The organism is Chloroflexota bacterium (assembly GCA_020850535.1).
Classification (GTDB): domain Bacteria; phylum Chloroflexota; class UBA6077; order UBA6077; family JACCZL01; genus JADZEM01.
This window is the reverse complement of sequence record JADZEM010000146.1, coordinates 1-19,418: the sequence shown is the minus strand read 5'-3', so window position 1 is coordinate 19,418 and position 19,418 is coordinate 1. Positions and strand designations below refer to the sequence as shown.

Genomic DNA, 19,418 nt, shown 5'->3' with positions numbered 1-19,418 from the left:
CCGCGCGACTCACCAGCCCATCTCACGCCTGACATCGGCGTGAGAGACTGTCTGGCCTTGCGCCCTCTCCGCACGAAACTCGGCCAGAGCGACGAGATCCTCTTCGGTGAGCGGCTCATCGTCCTCGGGATAGTCTGGGACGAGCAGCGGTTTCAGCCCAGCTTCAGCTTCTGGAAGGCGGCTCTCTGGTAGGGCGTCCAGAAGGTCATGAAGTTGTTCGCGGGTCATCGCCACGATACACCCCCAAACAGGGCCAGGTGGGACTTCTTGCCCCGTACCGTAGAACGCAATTCGTGGCCGTGCCGACACTACAGAAGCGGTACGGCCCCCTCCGGAATAGCCTGAGCGGCGCCAGCGCTCTGATATCATCCCGTGCGGCAACGCCGAGTCTGGAGGCGGGGGCTGGCAGGATGAATGCACGTCTGACCGCCGCACTACTCGCAGGGCGCGTCGCTACGGGTCTGAGCCGCACGCTCGGACGGGGGGGCGGCACCGTCATCGCGGGGCACGTCGTGCCGCGCATCGACCCGACCGCCCTGCGGACCGTGACCCGCCGCCTGCGCCACGGCAGCGTGCTCGTCTCGGGCACCAACGGCAAGACCACCACCAGCCGCCTGATCTCACACATCTTGCAGCAGGCATCGCTCCAGCCGCTCCACAACCGGGCGGGCGCGAACCTCGTCTCAGGGCTGGTCTCGGCCATCGTGGCCCAGACGAGCCTGGGCGGCTGGCCCCAGGCCGATGTCGGCATCTTCGAGGTCGACGAGGCCACGGTGCCGGCCGCCCTCCGCGAGATCCGCCCGCGCGCCGTCCTCCTGAACAACATCTTCCGCGATCAGCTTGACCGCTACGGCGAGGTCCATTTCGTGGCCGACCTCTGGGCGAAGGCCGTCGCACACCTGCCGACCGACACCACGCTGGTGCTCAACGCCGACGATCCGCTCGTCGCGACGCTGGGCCACGAGCGCGCCGAGGCCGCCGTCTACTTCGGCGTCGGAGACGCGAGCGTGGGCAGCGGCGAGACGCCTCACGCCGCCGACGCCCGCATCTGCCCCGTCTGCGGCGCAGCCTTCGTCTATACCGTCTACTATTACGGACACCTCGGGCAGTATCGCTGCCCCAGCTGCGGATTGAACCGTCCCGAGCCACGCGTCGAGGCGACCAGCGTCACGCTGCGGGGCGACCGTGGCAGCCTGGTCACCATGCGAACGCCCCTCGGGGAGATCCAGGCGACCCTCAGCCTGCCGGGCCTCTACAACGTCTACAACGCGCTGGCCGCCACTGCCACCTGCCTCACGCTCGGCCTCGATCCCGAAACGATCCGCGCCGGGCTGGAGAGCTTCACGGCGGCCTTCGGGCGACTCGAACGGGTGCGGGTCAGCGAGCGCGAGCTGTTTCTGGCGCTGGTCAAGAACCCGGTCGGCTTTGGCGAGGTGCTCCGCACCATCCTGACAGACGGCGAGGAGCGATCCCTCGTCATCGCCATCAACGACCATTTCGCCGACGGCACCGATATCTCATGGCTCTGGGATGTGGACTTCGAGCAACTCGAGGGCCACGTGCGGACAGCCATCTGCGTCGGCACCCGCGCCGAGGATATGGCCGTCCGCCTCAAGTACGCCCTCGTGCCCGAGGAGCGCATCCTCGTCGAGGCCGATCCGCGCCGGGCGCTGGCGCTCGCGCTGGAGCGGGCTGCGCCGGGGGAGACCATCTACGTCCTGCCAACCTACACCGCCATGCTCGAGCTACGCGAAGTCCTGCGCCAGGATGGTCACGTGGCAGGTTTCTGGCAAGACTAGCCGGGCGCAGTGATCGTCACCATTCGGAGCCGCTACCACCCCTCACCCGCGCGCCTGCGGCGCCGCCGCCGCGCGAGCCTCGCGGAGAGACGCCCCTGATGCGTTCACTGCGACTGACCCTCGTCCACCTCTACCCCGACCTGATGAACGTCTACGGCGACCGAGGCAACATCATCACGTTTCGCCGCCGCTGCGCCTGGCGGGGCATCGACCTGGACGTGCAACCGGTGAGTCTTGGCGACCGTCTCACTGCTGAAACGACCGATCTGATCTTCTTTGGGGGCGGCCAGGACCGTGAGCAGGCGGTGATCTCGCCAGACTTCGTGACCGAGAAGGGTGCGGCTGTCCGCGAGGCCGTCGAGGATGGGGCCGCCCTGCTGGCCGTCTGCGGCGGCTATCAGCTGCTTGGGCACACCTACACCACGGTGGACGGTCAGGAGCTGCCGGGCGTCGGCGTCTTCGACGTACGCTCTGTGCCCGGATCGCGCCGCCACATCGGCAACCTGGTGGCCGAGGTCGAGCTGAACGGGACGACGCGCACGCTGGTCGGGTTCGAGAACCACAGCGGGCAGACCTATCTCGGACCCGGCTGCCGGCCGCTGGGCAACGTCCTCCAGGGCGGCGGCAACAACGGCGAGGACGGCACCGAGGGCGCTGTCTACCGTGACGCCTACGGCTGCTACCTCCACGGCTCGCTGCTGCCCAAGAACCCGTGGTTTGCCGATCACCTGATCCAGCGCGCACTCTTCCGGCGGTACGGCGAGGAGATCCCGCTCGCCCCTCTTGACGACTCGCTTGAGGATCGCGCCCATGCTGCCGTGGTCAACCGCGCCCGCAAGCTCGGCAACCAGCGCAGCGGGGCCTGGTAGGCGCGGCGCGTATGTATCACCAGGCGCGCAAGCTGGCTGGCTACTCGTTGCTGGTCATGGCCGGCTTCGTGGCGAGCCGCGTGCTCGGCCTGGTCCGCAATGTGGTGGTCGCCCAGCAGTTCGGCACCGGCCGCGAGTACGAGGCGTTCATCGCCGCGCTGGTGATCCCCGATCTGGTCTTCCAGGTGCTGGCCGGCGGGGCCGTCGGCTCGGCGTTCATTCCGGTGTTCAAGGGGTATTTCGCGCGGGACGACGATGCCGGCGCGTGGCGGCTGACCAGCCGGGTGATGAGCCTCGCCCTGGTCGTGACCGCGCCGATCTCCCTGCTGCTGGCCCTGTTCTCCCGCCCGCTCACCGAGATCGTCGTGCCGGGCTGGGACGCCGAGTCCAAAGAGCTGACCGCCACGCTGATGCGGACGATGCTGATCTCACCGGCGATCTTCGCCGTGAGCGGCTTCGCCATCAGCGTCCTCAACTCGTTCCAGCGCTTCGTGCTGACGGCCCTCGCGCCGATCCTCTACAACGCCTCGATCATCGTCAGCGCCCTGGTCTTCCGTCACCTGGGCATCGAGGGCGTGGCGATTGGCGCGGTGGCCGGTGCGCTGCTCCACCTGCTGATCCAGGTGCCCGGGCTGATCGACGTCGGGATGCGCTACCGCTTCGGGCTGAGCTTGAAGGACCCGGGCGTCCGCGAGGTGCTGCGGCTGATGGGGCCGCGCATGATCGGCCTGGGCGTGGTCCAGGTCAACCAGCTGGTCAACGTCGTCCTCGCCTCGTACTTGCTGATCGGCAGCCTGGGCTACCTCAACGTCGCCTGGCTGATGGTGATGACGCCGCTGGTGCTGGCGATGGCCGTCTCGACCGCCGTCTTCCCGACGATGGCCGAAGAGAGCGCCCGCGACCACTCGGAGGCCGTCGGCGAGGTCTTCGTCCTCTCCCTGCGAACGATCCTCTTCCTCACCATCCCGATGGCGGTCGGGCTGGTGACGCTGGGCGAGCCGCTGATCCGGCTCCTCTTCGAACGCGGCGAGTTCACCGCCGTCAGCACCGAGCGCACCCACTTCGCACTGACGTTCTACGCCATCGGGCTGGCCGGGCACGCCACCGTCGAGATCGTGGATCGCGTCTACTACGCCCTGCACGACACCTGGACGCCGGTCAAGGCGGCCTCGCTGGCGTTCATCCTGAACCTCGTGCTCGGGCTGTCGCTGATGTGGTCGCCGCTGAACTACGGGGGGTTGGCGCTCGCGAACTCCCTGGCCGCGCTGGCCGAGGCCGCCTTGCTGCTCTCGATCATCCGACGGCGCATCCCGAGCCTCGATCTCGTCCCGGTCCTCAAGTCTCTGGCGCGGACGGTCGTGGCGAGCCTGCTGATGGGGCTCACCGTCGCCATGCTCCCACAACTGTTACAGGATCGACTGGCGCTGCCTTCGACGGTCGAGCTGACGCTCGTCGTCCTGTTCGTGGGCATTTCGGGCGGGATGGTCTACTTCGTCTTCTCATATCTATTACAATCGGAAGAGCTACGGGTCCTGCTCCGTCTCGCGCGTGCCCGCGGCTGATGCCTCATGATGCACGGTGGGCACGACTCTTGCGATGCGGACGCTCTCTGGCACACCCCAAGTCGGCGGCTCGTGGCGATGCGCCTGAGTGATGTCAGCCGTTGGTGTGCCCCCGGAGTGAGAGCATGTCCGCGTCACCGTTCCAATCCGGGCGCCGGACTGGCGGGTCCAGTCGGGCTGGCCGCGGCAGCCGCATGAGCACCGATCCGCTGGCCGCCGGCCAGCCGCCGTTCGTCAACAAGCGGCTGAAGGGGCGCTACAAGCTCGGCACGCCGCTCGGACAGGGCAGCCTGGGAACCACCTACCGCGCTGAGGACGTGCTGCTCCAACGGCCCGTCGCCGTGAAGGTGTTGGCCGACCGCTACGCTGACGACGCCGAGTTCCGCGAGCGGTTCATGGCGGCGACAGCAGCGGCCGGGCGGCTGATCCACCCGCACGTGGTGACGGTGCTGGATGCCGGGGTGGCTGACGGGCGGCCCTTCGTGGTGATGGAGCTGGTCGAGGGGCAGAGCCTGCGCTCGCGGATCAATGAGCGTGGCCCCCTGCCCATCCCGGATGCCCAGCGACTGGCGCTCCAGTTGGCCGAAGCGCTGGCGACAGCCCACCGGCAGCGGGTGATCCACGGCGACCTTCGTCCTGAGAACGTGTTGATCGACGAGAACGGCAACGCCAAGCTGACCGACTTCGGCTTCGTGCGGGCGGCCGTCGCCACGGACGTGACCCTGCTCGGCACCGTTCAGCGCGCCAACTACACCCCGCCCGAGCTGGCTATCCGCGACAGCGGCGACGAGCCAACGGATGTCTATGCGCTGGCCGTCGTCGTGTACGAGATGCTGAGCGGGACGACTCCGCGCGGCCCGGGCAGCGGGCAGGACCGGCAGGCCGCCATCGCGCCGGTCCCCGTCCGACGCCGCCGGCCGGAGGTGCCCGCCCATCTCGACCTGGCCCTCTGGCGGGCGCTCGAACCAGACCTCCGCGAGCGCATCACCAGCGCCACCGACTTCCGCCTCGCCCTGAGTGGCCGCACGACGGCCGCCACGGCCCCGCCCCCACCCGCGCCGACGCCGATGCAGGCGGCCTGGCGCTCGGAGCCGCGCCAGCGGCAGCGAGGCGGCCGGGACGGCAGCTTCTTGATGGCGATCATCCCGCTGCTGGCAACGGCCGCCCTGGTGGCGGCGGCGGTCGGCGGGATCATGTTCTTCATCCCGCGCCTGTTCGACGGCTTCCGGATGACCGACGTGCCATCGCTGGTCGGCCGGACGCTCCCCGAGGCCATCGGGCTGGCGGAGTCGAACGGGCTGACCGTCAAGGCCAGCGAGAGCGTCCCCACCGACGACCAGCCCAAGGGTATCGTGCTGACCCAGGACACCGCCGCCGAGAAGCGGATCCGGCGCGGCAGCGAGATCAAGGTCACGATCAGCGCCGGCATTCGTCCGCCGAGCGTGCTCGGAAAGCCCGTCGAGGAGGCGCGCGTGCTCCTGATTCGGGCTGGCTGGAGCGCCGTCTCCACCGAGAGCCGCGGCGACTTGCCCGGCCCGGCCAACACCGTGGCCGGGATGAAGCCCAGCCCCCAGGAGGCCGCCGAGGACCGGCGGCAGCCGATTGTGCTGTACGTCTCGACGGGCAACCTGGCGGCCGGCCGGGCGATTCGGCTGGAAGGCGGTGCGCCCGGCTCGGCTGAGATGCTCGACGGCAAGGTGGAGACCGCCGGCTACCTGAACAAGGGCGCTCCCACCTGGATGGAGATCGACCTCGCGCAACCGGGACCGCTGGCCGGGGTCGAGCTGGTGACGGCTCAGGATGCCCCAGACGTGACCATTCACGAGGTCTGGGTCTGGACGGCGGACGGCCAGTTCCGGGGCATGCACACGTTCGTCGGGCCGACGTCTGACGGCCAGACGCTCACCACGCGGTTTCCTGAAGCGGTCCAGAACGTCCGGAGCGTTCGCATCGCGACGACCCAGGCAGCAGGTCGCACGGGCTGGCGAGAGATCCGCCTGTTTGACCGATAGCTTGCTGCGTCCCCGATGTGCGGCCGTTGCGCCCAGGCGAGAAGCATCAGCCTGTAAGGGTGCTGTCAGGTCCCACGAATGCGCAGGAGGCGTGAGCGTGCCCGACATAGCCGACGCATATTCACCCACACTGACTACCCCAGACGTTGACAGGAGCACGCTCAGGGGCTACCGTCGTTTCGGCACATGATGGACAATTCGACGATGCAACGCGACCACAGCGCACCTGACGCCCGTCCGCCGCAGCACGCTGCTGGCGACGGCTTCGTTGCGCTCGCATCGGCGCGCAGCAACATATCCGGCAGCGCGCTAGATTCGACGGCGTCGATTGACGAGTTGTTCTCGATCCTCTCGCACGAGCTGCGCGCGCCGCTGACAACGATCAAGGGGTCGTCGCGCACGTTGCTGCGCCACTTCGGCGTGTTGGAGCCGGCTGCTGCCCGCCAGATGCTGGCCGACATCGATCAGGAGGCGGACCGGCTGCACCGGCTGATCGACAACCTGCTGCAACTGGCCCGCGTCGGCGCTGGCGCATCGGCCCTCAAGACTGAGCCAACGTCCCTCGATGTCCTGATTCGGAAGGTTGTCGCGGATCAGACGCCGCGCGCCGGATCTCGGCGGCTGCGGGTGCGTGTCCCGGCCGACCTGCCCCGTGCGGAGGTGGACCCGGTCCGCATCGAACAGGTGCTGAGAAACCTGATAGACAACGCTGTCAAATTCTCGCCGGACGGCGGGACCATCGACGTGACCGCGACGACGCAGGGCACGCTGCTCGCCATCGCCGTGAAGGATGATGGCCCTGGCGTCCCACCTGAATACCACCAGCGGGTCTTCGAACGCTTCTTCCGAGTCGAGCGCGAGCACGGGACAGTGGCCGGGGCCGGCCTGGGCCTGGCGATCTGCCGGCGCTTCGTGGAGCTCCACGGGGGCGCTATCGAGCTTGACTCACGCCCTGGTCAGGGCGCAACCTTCCGCTTCACGCTCCCACTTGGCGAGCGTGCGGCTTCACTCTCTGCGAGCATAGAGGCGTGCGGATCATGAGTATGAATCGCCGGATCAGCGTCCTGGTCGTCGACGACGAGCCGCGCGTGCTGCGGTTCGTCCGCGCCGAGCTGGAAGCGGACGGCTATCGGGTAGTCGTCGCCAGCAATGGACGTCAGGCTATCGAGTTGCATGAGACGGAGCGTCCGGCCCTGGTCATCCTCGACCTGATCATGCCGGATCTCGACGGCTTTGAGGTGCTCAGACGGATCCGCGTCCATGCGCGTACGCCCGTCATCGTGCTCACGGCGCGCGCCAGCGACGTGGACAAGATCCGGGGTCTGGACCTGGGCGCGGACGACTACCTGACCAAGCCGTTCAACCCCGAGGAGCTGTCCGCGCGGATGCGCGCCGTGATGCGCCGGACGCAGGGCCTCCCCTCGATGAGCGAGCAGACCGTGCTGTCGTTCGGCGAGGTCGAGGTGGACATGGAGCGGCGGCGCGTCTCGGTGGGCGGCGAGGACGCCATGCTCTCGCCCACCGAGTGGCAGCTGCTGATGAACCTGATCCAGAACGCCGGCCGGGTGATTCTCCACGAGGATTTGCTCGGGATGACCTGGGGGCCGGAGTACCGCAACGACCTCCAGTACCTGCGGGTCTGGGTCAGCCGGCTGCGCCGGAAGCTCGGGGAGAGCTCGCACCACCCGGGGCTGATCAAGACCGTGCCCGGCGTCGGCTACATGATCCGCGAGCCGGATCACGACGACGCCGACGCCGTCCTGATCACCTGAGGTGGCAACGAGCGTCCGGCGCCACCGGCAGGCGGATGTTGCGGTGGTCATGGCCCGCTGGATCTTTTGCACCGGGGCCCTTCCGTATGGCATCCTCCCCCGCTGTTGTCTACACGTATGAGAGCGCTCGTCATCGTCCCGACCTATAACGAGCGGGAGAACCTCCCCAGGCTCGTGCCCGCCATTCTGGGGCAAGGTGAGATTTTCCACGTCCTCATCGTGGACGACAATTCGCCCGACGGCACCGGCGCCATCGCCGACGAGTTCGCCGCCGCGGACGCCCGCGTCAACGTCCTCCACCGCGATGGCAAGCGCGGCCTCGGAACGGCGTACGTCGCCGGCTTCAAGTGGGCGCTCGAACACAACTTCGATTTCGTGTTCGAGATGGATGCCGACTTCTCCCACGACCCGAACGACCTTCCGCGCCTGCTCGACGGCGCGAAGCGCGGCGACTGTGCCATCGGGTCACGCTGGGTTACTGGCGGCGGCACCGAGAACTGGTCGCTGCTGCGTACGCTGATCAGCCGGGGCGGCTCGGTCTACGCGAAGACGATCCTCGGCGTCCCGGTCAACGACCTGACCAGCGGTTTCAAGTGCTTCTCGGCGTACGTCCTGCGGTCACTCGATCTGGACTCGATCCACTCGAACGGCTACGCCTTCCAGGTCGAGCTGAACTACCGCTGTCACCGGCTGGGGTACAAGATCGTCGAAGTGCCGATCAAGTTCGTGGATCGGCGCGTCGGCAAGTCCAAGATGTCGGCCTGGATCGTGGTCGAGGCGATGGGTGTCGTGTGGCGACTGCGGTTCTCGAGCGATCCGCCGCCGAACTCCGTGCCCGCCGCGACGACAAAGGCGCCGCGCAGCTGACCTCAGCCCCCGGCGAAGTACGCCACGATGCCGCCGACGTACCCTTTCGCCAGCGCCTGCCGCGCGTCCTCGCGCAGCAGAAGCTCGGCCTCGGCGGGGTTGGAGAGGAACAGCCCCTCCACCAGGGCGCTCGGCATCGGGCCGCGCAGGCTGAAGAAGTGCCCGTACGGCTTGCCGGCCGCCAGGTCTTCCTTGGCGCCCCGGTCGGCCGTCTGGTAGCCGACCTCCGCCAGTTCGGCCACCACCGAGCGCTGGAGCGCCAGCGCGAGCCGCCGACTGTCCGGGCCGGCACTCTCGCTGTTGTAGTACGTCTCGGTGCCCCGTAGCGACGGGGGCCCGCCGTTGAAGTGGATCGAGACGTAGATCCGCACGGTCCCAACCGCGGCGATGCGGGCTGATTGCTCGATCTCGGTGCGGACGTTGATGTCTCGGTGGGACATCGCCGTCAGCGGCTCGTGGTCGGTGCGGCTGAGCCTGACCGACAGGCCGGCTGCTTCGAGCATCGGCCTGATGCGCTCGGCGATGTCGAGCGTGTGCTGGTACTCGCCGAAACCGCCCCCGCTCGCGCCAACATCCGCACGGCTGTGTCCGGGGTCCAGCCCCACGTCGGCGTCGAACCCCTCGGGCGCGGCCAGCACACCCCGAGACGACGGCAGCGCCAGCCCTGCTCCAACGAGAACGCCGGCCTGTAACACCCGCCGGCGCGTCAGATACTGAGAGGCCATGATCCCAGTATACCGGGCGGCCGGAGCGCGGGGGACGCCCCGGGCAGCGCGCACTACCAGAGGCCCGTACGCTTGCGGTACCCGGCCACCACCACGCCCCCAAACAGGACCATCCCGATGGGCACGCCGGCGCAGGTCAGGCCCGAGCCGCCAGCCGCGCTGGAGCCGCCAGTCGGGCGCGGCGACGCCTGGACGATGCGCGGACGGAACGCCAGCACCAGGATGCGCCCCGGCTGCAACGCGCCCGAGCTGGCAATCGCCGGGGCGAACGGCGGCAACGCTTCCGGGGTGCCCGGCAGCCATTCCTGCCAGGCGGGCAGCGTGCGCCGCCAGACCTCGCTCTCAGGGCGGCCGAGCGCGCCGGTCGAGTCGCCGGCCTCGGTGATGACGTACTTCCGAACCGTGCCGTCTCGGTGGTACGCGATACGGAAGGTGCGGGTGAAGTTGGCGGGATCGGTCTGATCGCCAACGGTGTCGTCCACGCGCACGAAGGGGATGGTCGGATCGTCGAAGTAGTAGGCACGGAGGCCCTGGAGGGTCTCTTCGGTGCGAGTCGCCCGGCCGCGCACCGCGCGGAACTCGTCAAGGTACCGGCGGTTGGCGTCCACGGTGATTTTGGCCGTCCGCTCCGCGAGCGCCCCGCGAATCGTCCGCACCTGGAGAAAGTCAGGGTCAGGCACGTCGTAGATCTTCTTCGCCTCTTCGACGGCGTCCGACTGGCCGCCCTGGATCTGCACCTCGACCTGATCTGGCGAGGCAGCCCGCGTCAACCGGTACTGCACGATCGGGTCTTTGGGAAACGTCGTCAGTTGATCCCCGCTGTACGACTCGAACTGCACACGCTCGGGCGGGCCAGCCGTGCGAGTGACGGTCTTTGAGACGAAGGTGCCGGCCGGAACTTCCAACACGAAGAGGTCGCCGGGCTTCACCAGGCCGGCCTCGCGGTCCGGGTAGGCCGCCTTGAACCCCTGCTCGATCAGCTCGATGACCTTCTGGTCGCCCTGCTCGATGGCGATCATCGGCAGCCGGTTGAAGCCGAGATCCCAGAGGGACGCACCCTGCCCCAGCGTAATCTGATAGCGGTCAACGCGGCGGGCCGGGTCATTGCCAAGCGGCGTGATCTCGTAGGCCCCTTGCGCGGAGGCCACGCCGGCCAGGGCAGGCCAGAGGCAGAGCACGAATGCGACGAGCAGGCGCCAGGAATGCCGCTGCCGACACGCCCTCTTTCGGCGGTCAACCATGCCCCAACAACCCCCTCCGCCTCGTCCTCAGGCGGCCATTGTAGGGGTGTCTCCGGCAGCCGGTGGCTGCCCGGCATCACAGTTCGCGGTGGCCCGGGCAAGCCCGCCCGTTTCCCCGGGCAAGAGGCATTCGGACGAAATTCGGAGAAAACGGCCCGGAAATCGGCCCTTCGAGTGGGGTTCAGGCGTGGGTGAAGTAGAGCACGTCGCCGCGTCGCTCGCGGTGGACCAGACCGCGTACCCGCAGCTCCTCGAGGTGCGCGAGCGTCTCGGTCAGGGCCATGCGCTGCTGCCCCAGCCCCAGCTCGGAGAGCTTGCGCCGACGGCGAGTCCAGGGCAACGCGGCGGCCACCTGGTACCCTGTACACGCGCCGTGCTTGACCGACTCCAGCACTTCGGCCTCGCGCTCGTCGTGGTGCTCCAGCAGCTCGCGGACCCGCCGGCTGATGCTGTGGAACGGATCGCCGTGGGCCGGCAGCACGAGGTCGGCGTCCAGCTCGCCCACCTTCCGCAGTGACTTGAGATACTGCCCGAGGGGGTTGCCCAGGTATTCGCGCGCAAGGCTGACGTTCGGGGAGATCGGGTCCAGGACGTGGTCGCCTGTCATCAGCGTGCGGCGCTCCTCGTCGTAGAGGCAGATGTGGCCGTTCGTGTGCCCCGGCGTCCAGACGACCCTGAACGTGTGGTTGCCGGAGTGGATCTCGTACCCCTCCTCCAGCTTCACGTCTGGCTCGACCACGGTGCAGAGCTGCCGCATGGCCGCCATTCGCACGCGCTCTTCGTCGATCATCTCCGAGGGCGCGCCGTTCAGCAACAGCCACGAGTTGAGCCGCCCGAGCATCTCGCCGAAGTCCACCATCTCCTGCTGGACGTGGACCCAGTCCAGGCGGTGCATCATGAGCCGGGCCTGCGTCAGCCCGATGAGCGTCCCCGCCATGCCGTAGTGATCGGTGTGAAAATGGGTGATGACCAGCGTTCGGATGTCCCCCAGCCGCACGCCCAGGCCCGTCAGCTGATGGTGAAGCGCGTCCAGGACGTCTGGCATGTCCCAGCCGCAATCGACCAGGGTCCAGCCGTCCTCGGTGCGGATCAGGTAGCCGTTGGTGAAGCGCAGCGGGCTGCCGGTCAGCGGCAGACGGAGCAGGTGAACACCTGGGAGAACCTCGGCGCCGGGGACTATGTCACTCATAAGCTCTCAGGGTATCCTCACGGGCGCGCAGTTGCACGCCGGCGGATCTCAGCCACCTCGTCGTCGGTGGTCTCACGGATCACCTTGCCGGGCGTCCCGGCGATCACCGAGCGCGCCGGGAACGCCTTGCCCTCGGGCACCAGCGTCCCGGCCTGCACGATGCTCCCCTCGCCGACGCTGCTGCCGGTCAGGATCGTGGCGTCGCGCTCGACCAGGACGGCATCCCCAAGCGTGCAGCCGTGCACAATGGCGTCGTCCTCGACCACCACGTCGGAGCCGATGCGCGTCGGAAACGTCGGGTCCATGTGGACCGAGATGGCCTGTCCGAACCGGACGCGGTCGCCAACGGTGATGGTGTCCTGGTCGGCCCGCAGCACCGTGCGCGCGCCGATGCGGACCCCCGCCCCGAGCGTCACCTTGCCGATCACGAAGCCCTCAGCGTCAAGCTCCAGGCCATCCCCGACGACCGGGGTGATGCCCAGATACGGCAGCAGCGGCATCAGCCTGCTCCTTCTGTCGTGTGGTAGCCGGCGGCCGTCAGCAGTCTGGCCGCCGCCGTGTGCGAGTCGAGCGTGCCGGCCCGCGCGGCGTCGAGGAGGTCGCGGACAGCCGCGTTCTCGTGGAGCATACGGCGAAGCTGCCGCCGCAGCGCCCGCTCGGCCAGCTCCACGACCTCTGTCTCGGTGCGGCTGGCACGGCGCTCGGCCAGCTCGCCGCTGGCCTCCAGGTGGCCGCGGTGCCGCTGCAACGCAGCCCACAAGGCATCGACGCCCCTGCCTTCCGAGGCGACCGTCTCCAGCACGGGAGGACTCCAGCCGTGCGGTCGCCGGCCGCCAAGCTGGAGCATCGAGAGCAGCTCGGCGACGGTGCGATCTGCACCCGGTCGGTCCGCCATGTTCACGACGAACAGGTCGGCGATCTCCAGCACGCCAGCCTTGAGCGTCTGAACGGTGTCCCCAAGGCCCGGCACGGCGATAACCAGCACCGAATCCGCGATCTTGACCACGTCCAGCTCGCTCTGCCCGACCCCGACCGTCTCCAGCAGGACGAGGTCGAAGCCGTAAGCGTCGAGGAGGCGCGCAGCATCACGGGTGGCGTCGGCCAGACCGCCGAGGTTGTCGCGGGCGGCCATGCTGCGGATGAACACCCCCGGGTCAGCGTGGTGGCTCATCATGCGGACGCGGTCGCCGAGGATCGCACCGCCCGAGAACGGGCTGGAGGGATCGACGGCGATGACGCCGACCGTCAGGCCAACAGCCCGCGCCGCCGCGATGAGCCGGTCAACCAGGGTGCTCTTACCCGCGCCCGGCGGCCCGGTCACGCCGATAGTCCAGGCGCGGAGCGGTCGCGGCCCCAAGCGGCGCATCACATCCGCAGCCTCGGGACCGCCACGCTCGACGCGGGTGATCGCCCGGGCCAGCGCCCGGGGCGTATCCAGCGTCAGCGGTTCGGCGGCAGCTGCGGACATCGGCGCAGAGGATACCACCGCTTCCAACGGCACGGGGCGACGACTGGCCTTAGCTGCCACCCGAGCCGGTCTGCCGCGCCGCCCGCACCGCCTCCCAGGCGTCCTGGTCTACGATGGTCCCGCCGTCCACCGACTGGTCGATCTGTTTGCGACGGCCGTCGAACAGCACGCGCAGCTTCATCGGTCGGAAGCACTTCGAGTCCACAACGCCCTTGCTGACGATGTACTTCGCGTTGCCGTTCGCGAGCGCGCCGATGTCCTCGTCGTCCTCGGGCTGCTCGCTGATCTCGCTGACCTCGCTGGACATGTTGATCCGGACTCGGACCACGTCCTGGCAGCGATTGCACTGGACGTAGACGTACACGCCTCGGTCGACGCTCCCATTCGCGCTGCCGAAGCCAAACATCGACTTGAGCGCATCCACGAGGCCCACGGTCGTCCCTCCATGCGCGGCCTGCTCCCTGAGTCATGATTGTACGAGAGGCGGACCGCTTCGCCGACGGGAATCTCGACGCCGTCAGCGAGCCGTACCAGCGACGGGGTCGGCCGGCAACTGGATCAGACGACCGGATCAGGCGGCAGCCACCTCGGCAGGCCGCTCACCCTCGGGCTTCTGGTTGCGCGTCGCGAAGAGCGAGGCCAGCACCGACACGGCCAGGATCAGCCCGATCACCGCCAGGGAGGGCCAGATATCGACCCTGTAGGCCGTCTCGGTCAGGCCCATCTTGACGCCCGCGAAGATCAGGATGCCGCCCAGCCCGACCTTCAGGTACTTGAAGCGGTACATCATGTCCGCCAGCACGAAGTACAGCGAGCGCAGGCCGAGGATCGCGAAGGCGTTCGAGGCGAAGACGATGAACGGCTCGCGGGTCACCGCGAAGATCGCCGGGATCGAGTCGATGGCGAACAGGATGTCCGTGGTCTCGACGATCAGCAGCACCGCGAAGAGGGGCGTCGCCACCAGCTTGCCGGCGTGCCGCGCGAAGAAGCGCTGCCCGTGGTACTCGTTCGAGATCGGGATGAGGCGGCGGACGAGCTTCAGGGCCGGGTTCTTCTCGGGGTGCACCTCGGTATCGCCGCCGAACGCCATCTTGAGGCCGGTGACCAGGAGGATCGCGCCGAAGACGTAGATCAGCCAGTGGAACTGCTTCAGCAGCTCGGCGCCCGCCACGATGAAGATCGCGCGGAAGATGATGGCCCCGACGACGCCCCAGAACAGCACTCGATGCTGGTACTTGCCGGGCACGGCGAAGTACGCGAACACCATCGCGAAGACGAAGATGTTGTCAACCGACAACGCCTTCTCGATCAGGTAGCCGGCGAAGTACTCGCCGCCGCGCTCGGCGCCGAGCCAGGCCCAGACCACGCCGCCGAACAACAGGCCAAGGCTCACCCAGATGACGGACCAGATGCTCGCCTCCTTGACGGACACGACGTGCGCATCCTTGTGGAAGACGAAAAGGTCCAGGGCCAGCAGGCCCAGAATCAACGCGGTGAACGCAACCCACATCCAGGTCTCGATCAACGAGGCCCTCCCGACAAAGCGCCGTAGCGCGTTCGTCGGAGGTCTCTCTCGATCCGCCATGGATCGGCGTCGCCGGGCCTGGAAAGCTGGCCGTACTGACGACAACGCCCGGGGAGATACTCCCCTCCGCTGGGTGCAGCCTAGCAGACGAGACGTCTAAACCTGAAACCTCTTGCAGGTATTTCATCGGACCTTTAGACAGCCGTGCAGCGGCATGTCGGATCGCCAACGGCAGCGCATCAGGGAGTGGGCTAGAATTCCGGCGCGCCGCTCGCCCCGCCCCAGGCTCGTCCTGGCCGCGCTCGCCCTCGGCGCATGGGTGATCCTGACCGGACGCCTGGCGCATCCGCCCGTCCGCATGCCGGCCTGGAGAGAAGATGACGACCGCCCCGCAGACCGTCCACGCGCTGCTAGACACTGGAGCCGCCGACGCCGTAGCCATCGCCGCAACCGAGCGACCGCCGCTGACCTTCGGCGCGCTGCGTCAGCTCGTGCGGGACACCGTCGTCTCGCTCAATCAGCTCGGGTACGGGCGCGGCGATGCCGTCGCCATCGTCCTGCCGAACGGCCCGGAGATGGCGACGTCGTTCATCGCGGTGGCCTCGGCCTGCGTCAGCGCGCCGCTCAACCCGGCCTACGTGGACGACGAGCTGGACTTCTACCTCTCAGACCTCAAGGCGAAGGCGCTGCTCGTCGAGGCCGGCAGCGACTCCCCGGCCGTAACGGTGGCGAACAAGCTCGGCATCCCCATCGTGGAGCTGGTCGCCGACAAGTCGGGGCCATCCGGCACGTTCACCCTGCGTGGCCCGGACGGCCAGGACATCGTACCTGACCCGGCCCGCGCGCCAGACCTCGCCCAGCCAGACGATGTCGGCCTGATCCTCCACACCTCGGGCACCACCTCCCGCCCGAAGCAGGTGCCGCTGCGCCAGAAGAACCTCGCGGCCTCGGCGCGGCACATCGGCGCGACGCTCAAGCTCACCCCGAACGACCGCTGCATGAACATCATGCCGCTGTTCCACATCCACGGCCTGATCGCCGCGACCCTCTCGTCGCTGGCGGCGGGCGGCTCGGTCTTCTGCACGCCAGGCTTCAACGCCCTGCGCTTCTTCGCGCTGCTCGACGAGGCCAACCCGACCTGGTACACGGCCGTCCCGACGATGCACCAGGCGATCCTGACCCGTGCCGACCGCAACGCCGAGATCATCGCGAAACACCCCCTGCGACTGATCCGCTCGTCGTCCGCATCGCTGCCGCCGCAGGTGATGGCCGCCCTCGAATCGACCTTCAGCGCACCGGTCATCGAGGCCTACGGTATGACCGAGGCAGCCCACCAGATGGCCTCGAACCCGCTGCCACCGCGCGCCCGCAAGCCCGGATCGGTGGGCGTGGCAGCCGGCCCCGAGGTCAGCATCATGAATGACGAGGGTGAGCTGCTCGGCCCGAGCGAGACCGGCGAGGTCGTCATCCAGGGGCCGAACGTCACGGCCGGGTACGTCAACAACGAGAAGGCCAACGCCGACGCGTTCACGAACGGCTGGTTCCGCACCGGCGACCAGGGCTACCTCGACAACGAGGGGTATCTCTGGCTGACCGGCCGCCTGAAGGAGATCATCAACCGGGGCGGCGAGAAGATCTCCCCGCGCGAGATCGACGAGGTGCTGCTCGACCACCCGAGCGTGGCGCAGGTCTGCACCTTCGCGATGCCGCACGAGAAGCTGGGCGAAGAGGTCGCGGCGGCGGTGGTGCTCATCGAGGGCATCCCGGCCACCGAGCGCGAGCTTCGCGACTTCTGCGCTGGCCGCCTCGCAGACTTCAAAGTGCCGCGCAAGGTGGTGATCCTGCCGGAGATCCCGAAGGGCGCGACCGGCAAGATCCAGCGGATCGGCCTCGCGGAGAAGCTGGGCCTCGGGAAGTAGCCTTCCCCAGCCCGGCTTCCGGGGCGCACTCACATAGGCTTCGTGGATCAACTGAGCGATTGTCGTTTCTCGGCGGCGCGCAGCCTTCAGGGGTCATCCTGAGCGAAGCGAGCTTGCGAGCGGCGTCGAAGGATCTTCCAGACGTGAAGGTCAGCGGGTGAGATCCTTCGCAAGCTCAGGATGACACTCTCGACCGGCTGGCGACCTTTGAGAGGAATGCGGGGCAACGGGAAGACGGGTTACTCAGTGAACAGTGCACTGGGGAGGCGGAGTCAGATTGCGTTGGAGCGTGACTAGATGAAGCTCTGTATCTTCGGGGCCGGCGCCATGGGCGGCTGGATCGGCGGCCTGCTGGCGCGGCAGGGCGTGGACGTGACGCTCGTCGCGCGGGGGCCGCACCTGGCGGCCATGCGCGAGCGCGGCCTGACGATCCGCATGAACGGCGAGGAGTTCGTCACGCACCCGCGCCTCGCCGAGTCTGCCGAAGCGGCCGGCCCCCAGGACTACGTCTTCATCAGCCTCAAGGCCCATTCGGTGCCGCCCGTGGCCGAGCTGATGCGCCCGCTGCTCGGCCCGAACACCGCCGTGGTGACGGCGTCCAACGGCATCCCCTGGTGGTACTTCTACAAGCTGGCGGGACCGTGGGAGAACCACCGTCTGGAGACCGTCGATCCTGGGAACAAGCAGTGGGACGTTTTCGGGCCGGAGCGGGCTGTCGGCTGCATCCTCTGGCCCGCCTGCGAGGTCGTGGAGCCGGGCGTCATCCAGCACGAGTACGGCGACCGCATCTCCGTGGGCGAGCCTGACGGCAGCAAGTCGGAGCGAGTCCAGGCGCTCTCTCAGGCGCTGGCGTCGGCCGGCCTCAAAGCGCCCATCCGCCCGAACCTCCGCAACGAGATCTGGGTCAAGCTCTGGGGCAACCTCTCGCTGAACCCGGTCAGCGCCCTGACGCTCTCGACGCTGGAGGACCTGACCCGCGATCCGCACACCCACGCGGTGATCCGCCAGATGATGGTGGAGGCCCAGGCGGTGGGCGAGAAGCTCGGGGTGCGATTCGCGATGACGGTGGACAAGCGGATCGAGGCGGCGCAAGAGGTCGGCGCGCACCGCACGTCAATGCTCCAGGATCTGGAGAAGGGCCGCCCGATGGAGATCGACGCGCTGGTGGGCGTGGTGTCGGAGCTTGGGCGGCTGGTCGAGGTGCCCACCCCGACGATAGACACGGTCTACCACCTGGTAGTGCGCCGGGCCCGCGAGGCCGGCTCCTACCCGGGGTGAGGGCCTTTCCGTCCTGGCCTACTGCCCGTACAGTTCCGGCAGCACCCGGCCCATCGTGGCCACCAGCGCCCGCGCCTCCTCGGAGAGCAGGAACTCGCGGAACGCCGTTGCGACGGCGCTGAGGGCGTGCGCCTGATCCGACACCAGCACCAGATCGCGCCCCGGCGCGAGGTCGCGGGCGCGCGGCACCCCGAGATCGTGGCGGGCGTGGTCCCCCACCAGCGCGTAGGCCGACACAAACCCGATCCCCATGCCGGCACTCACCGCCGTCAGCACCGCCTCGGTGCTGCCAAGCTCGCCGACGACCCGCACGCGCTCTGACGGCACGCCAGCCGCCTCGAAGGCCGCCAGCACGGCGCTGCGCGCGCCGGAGCCCTCCTCGCGGAGGACAAGCGGCTCCTCGGCCAGCCGGGCGGCCGTCAGATCCGGCAGCGCGAGGATCGGGTGGCCGAGCGCGGCGATCGGCACGAACTCGTTGCGCCCCAGCACCTCGACGGTGCAGCGCTCGTGGCGGAACGGCCCGCCGATGACAGCCAGCTCGACCTCGTTGCGCAGCAGCCGCCCGATGGCCGTTCGGGTGTCGGCAATCGCCATGCGGATCGTGCTGCCGGGGTGCCGCGCCTGGAAGACCGGCAGCAGGCGCGGCAAGACGGTCTCGCCGGGGACCGGGCTGGCGATGATCGACAGGACGCCGCCAGTCCCCGCCCGCAGCGCTTCGAGATCGCGCTCCAGGGTCTCAAGCGCCAGGATCACCCGTGTCCCGAGATCGCGGACCCGCTGGCCGGCCACGCTCAGGCGAGCGTTGCGCGTCGGGCGGGCGAACAGCGGCTGCCCGAAGTGCTCCTCAAGGGCGCGGATCTGCTCGCTGACAGACGGCTGCGTGATCCCGAGCCGGCGGGCGGCAGCCGAAAACCCGCCTTCCTCGACGATGACCAGGAAGGTCTGCAAGTTGCGGAGCAGGGGCGGCGGAAATCGGACGGACATGGGAGAGGACGCCAGCCAGGGACCGGCGCGCCCAGTGTAGCCGATTCGCGCGCTCCGTGCGGCGCATCAGCCGCCTACCCCCCAGGGCGATTGCATGTTGATGTCGTCGTGCCGCCGCGTCGGGGCTTGAAAGCCCCGCCTACGATCCTGCAGTCGCTGCGCGACGCTCCAGTCGCACCAGTGCCTGCCGTTCCCGACGGCCGTCGCG

At 68.6% G+C, this 19,418-nt stretch carries 18 protein-coding genes; 9 read left to right on the top strand and 9 right to left on the bottom strand.

Features of this window, described 5'->3' with window-relative positions; translation table 11 throughout:
• Nucleotides 1-9: 9 nt before the first annotated feature.
• The gene (locus IT306_22000; GenBank protein MCC7371104.1) at nucleotides 10-234 is read right to left on the bottom strand and encodes a hypothetical protein; all 225 of its coding nucleotides are present in this window, start codon (nucleotides 232-234) and stop codon (nucleotides 10-12) included.
• 176 nt (nucleotides 235-410) lie between these two features.
• Between IT306_22000 and IT306_21995 the strand changes: the two genes are divergently transcribed.
• The 7 genes from IT306_21995 to IT306_21965 all read left to right on the top strand — a co-directional run bounded on the left by IT306_21995 (nucleotide 411) and on the right by IT306_21965 (nucleotide 8,881).
• Nucleotides 411-1,799 (top strand): Mur ligase family protein, encoded by a 1,389-nt coding sequence (locus tag IT306_21995; GenBank protein MCC7371103.1) that lies wholly within the window; start codon nucleotides 411-413, stop codon nucleotides 1,797-1,799.
• A 98-nt stretch (nucleotides 1,800-1,897) separates the two neighbouring features.
• A complete protein-coding gene (locus IT306_21990; GenBank protein ID MCC7371102.1) occupies nucleotides 1,898-2,668 on the top strand; it encodes a glutamine amidotransferase in 771 nt (256 codons plus the stop codon).
• Nucleotides 2,669-2,679: 11 nt separating this feature from the next.
• Nucleotides 2,680-4,230 (top strand): murein biosynthesis integral membrane protein MurJ, encoded by a 1,551-nt coding sequence (gene murJ / locus IT306_21985; protein MCC7371101.1) that lies wholly within the window; start codon nucleotides 2,680-2,682, stop codon nucleotides 4,228-4,230.
• Nucleotides 4,231-4,424: 194 nt separating this feature from the next.
• Entirely contained in the window at nucleotides 4,425-6,242 is a 1,818-nt protein-coding gene (locus IT306_21980) for a protein kinase (GenBank protein MCC7371100.1), read from the top strand.
• 204 nt (nucleotides 6,243-6,446) lie between these two features.
• Nucleotides 6,447-7,283, top strand: a complete 837-nt coding sequence (locus IT306_21975) for a hypothetical protein (protein MCC7371099.1) — start codon at nucleotides 6,447-6,449, stop codon at nucleotides 7,281-7,283.
• A 2-nt stretch (nucleotides 7,284-7,285) separates the two neighbouring features.
• On the top strand, nucleotides 7,286-8,014 hold the full coding sequence (locus tag IT306_21970) for a response regulator transcription factor (GenBank protein ID MCC7371098.1): 729 nt from the start codon (nucleotides 7,286-7,288) through the stop codon (nucleotides 8,012-8,014).
• Nucleotides 8,015-8,131: 117 nt separating this feature from the next.
• Entirely contained in the window at nucleotides 8,132-8,881 is a 750-nt protein-coding gene (locus tag IT306_21965; protein ID MCC7371097.1) for a polyprenol monophosphomannose synthase, read from the top strand.
• A 2-nt stretch (nucleotides 8,882-8,883) separates the two neighbouring features.
• Here IT306_21965 and IT306_21960 read toward each other — a convergent pair whose 3' ends face one another.
• From IT306_21960 to IT306_21930, 7 genes are all read right to left on the bottom strand, one after another.
• Complete coding sequence (locus IT306_21960) at nucleotides 8,884-9,606, bottom strand: N-acetylmuramoyl-L-alanine amidase (GenBank protein MCC7371096.1); 723 nt, start codon at nucleotides 9,604-9,606, stop codon at nucleotides 8,884-8,886.
• 53 nt (nucleotides 9,607-9,659) lie between these two features.
• Complete coding sequence (locus tag IT306_21955) at nucleotides 9,660-10,847, bottom strand: hypothetical protein (protein MCC7371095.1); 1,188 nt, start codon at nucleotides 10,845-10,847, stop codon at nucleotides 9,660-9,662.
• Nucleotides 10,848-11,028: 181 nt separating this feature from the next.
• The gene (locus tag IT306_21950; GenBank protein ID MCC7371094.1) at nucleotides 11,029-12,036 is read right to left on the bottom strand and encodes an MBL fold metallo-hydrolase; all 1,008 of its coding nucleotides are present in this window, start codon (nucleotides 12,034-12,036) and stop codon (nucleotides 11,029-11,031) included.
• A 17-nt stretch (nucleotides 12,037-12,053) separates the two neighbouring features.
• Nucleotides 12,054-12,536 (bottom strand): gamma carbonic anhydrase family protein, encoded by a 483-nt coding sequence (locus IT306_21945; protein ID MCC7371093.1) that lies wholly within the window; start codon nucleotides 12,534-12,536, stop codon nucleotides 12,054-12,056.
• Nucleotides 12,536-13,504, bottom strand: coding sequence for a methylmalonyl Co-A mutase-associated GTPase MeaB (meaB, locus tag IT306_21940; protein MCC7371092.1), 969 nt, complete (start codon nucleotides 13,502-13,504; stop codon nucleotides 12,536-12,538). The genes IT306_21945 and meaB overlap by 1 nt, the downstream gene beginning before the upstream one ends.
• Nucleotides 13,505-13,553: 49 nt before the next feature.
• On the bottom strand, nucleotides 13,554-13,937 hold the full coding sequence (locus tag IT306_21935; GenBank protein ID MCC7371091.1) for a hypothetical protein: 384 nt from the start codon (nucleotides 13,935-13,937) through the stop codon (nucleotides 13,554-13,556).
• Nucleotides 13,938-14,075: 138 nt separating this feature from the next.
• Nucleotides 14,076-15,014 carry a TerC family protein gene (locus tag IT306_21930; GenBank protein MCC7371090.1) on the bottom strand — a complete coding sequence of 313 codons (939 nt, stop codon included), beginning with the start codon at nucleotides 15,012-15,014 and terminating at the stop codon, nucleotides 14,076-14,078.
• A 392-nt stretch (nucleotides 15,015-15,406) separates the two neighbouring features.
• Here IT306_21930 and IT306_21925 point away from each other — a divergent pair, with 392 nt between their 5' ends.
• Both IT306_21925 and IT306_21920 read left to right on the top strand, forming a co-directional pair.
• The gene (locus IT306_21925) at nucleotides 15,407-16,948 is read left to right on the top strand and encodes an AMP-binding protein (GenBank protein MCC7371089.1); all 1,542 of its coding nucleotides are present in this window, start codon (nucleotides 15,407-15,409) and stop codon (nucleotides 16,946-16,948) included.
• A 297-nt stretch (nucleotides 16,949-17,245) separates the two neighbouring features.
• Nucleotides 17,246-18,226, top strand: coding sequence for a 2-dehydropantoate 2-reductase (locus tag IT306_21920; protein MCC7371088.1), 981 nt, complete (start codon nucleotides 17,246-17,248; stop codon nucleotides 18,224-18,226).
• Between the two features lie 18 nt (nucleotides 18,227-18,244).
• On the opposite strand, the gene IT306_21915 is transcribed toward IT306_21920, so the two are convergent.
• The gene (locus IT306_21915) at nucleotides 18,245-19,210 is read right to left on the bottom strand and encodes a LysR family transcriptional regulator (protein MCC7371087.1); all 966 of its coding nucleotides are present in this window, start codon (nucleotides 19,208-19,210) and stop codon (nucleotides 18,245-18,247) included.
• Nucleotides 19,211-19,418 lie beyond the last annotated feature (208 nt).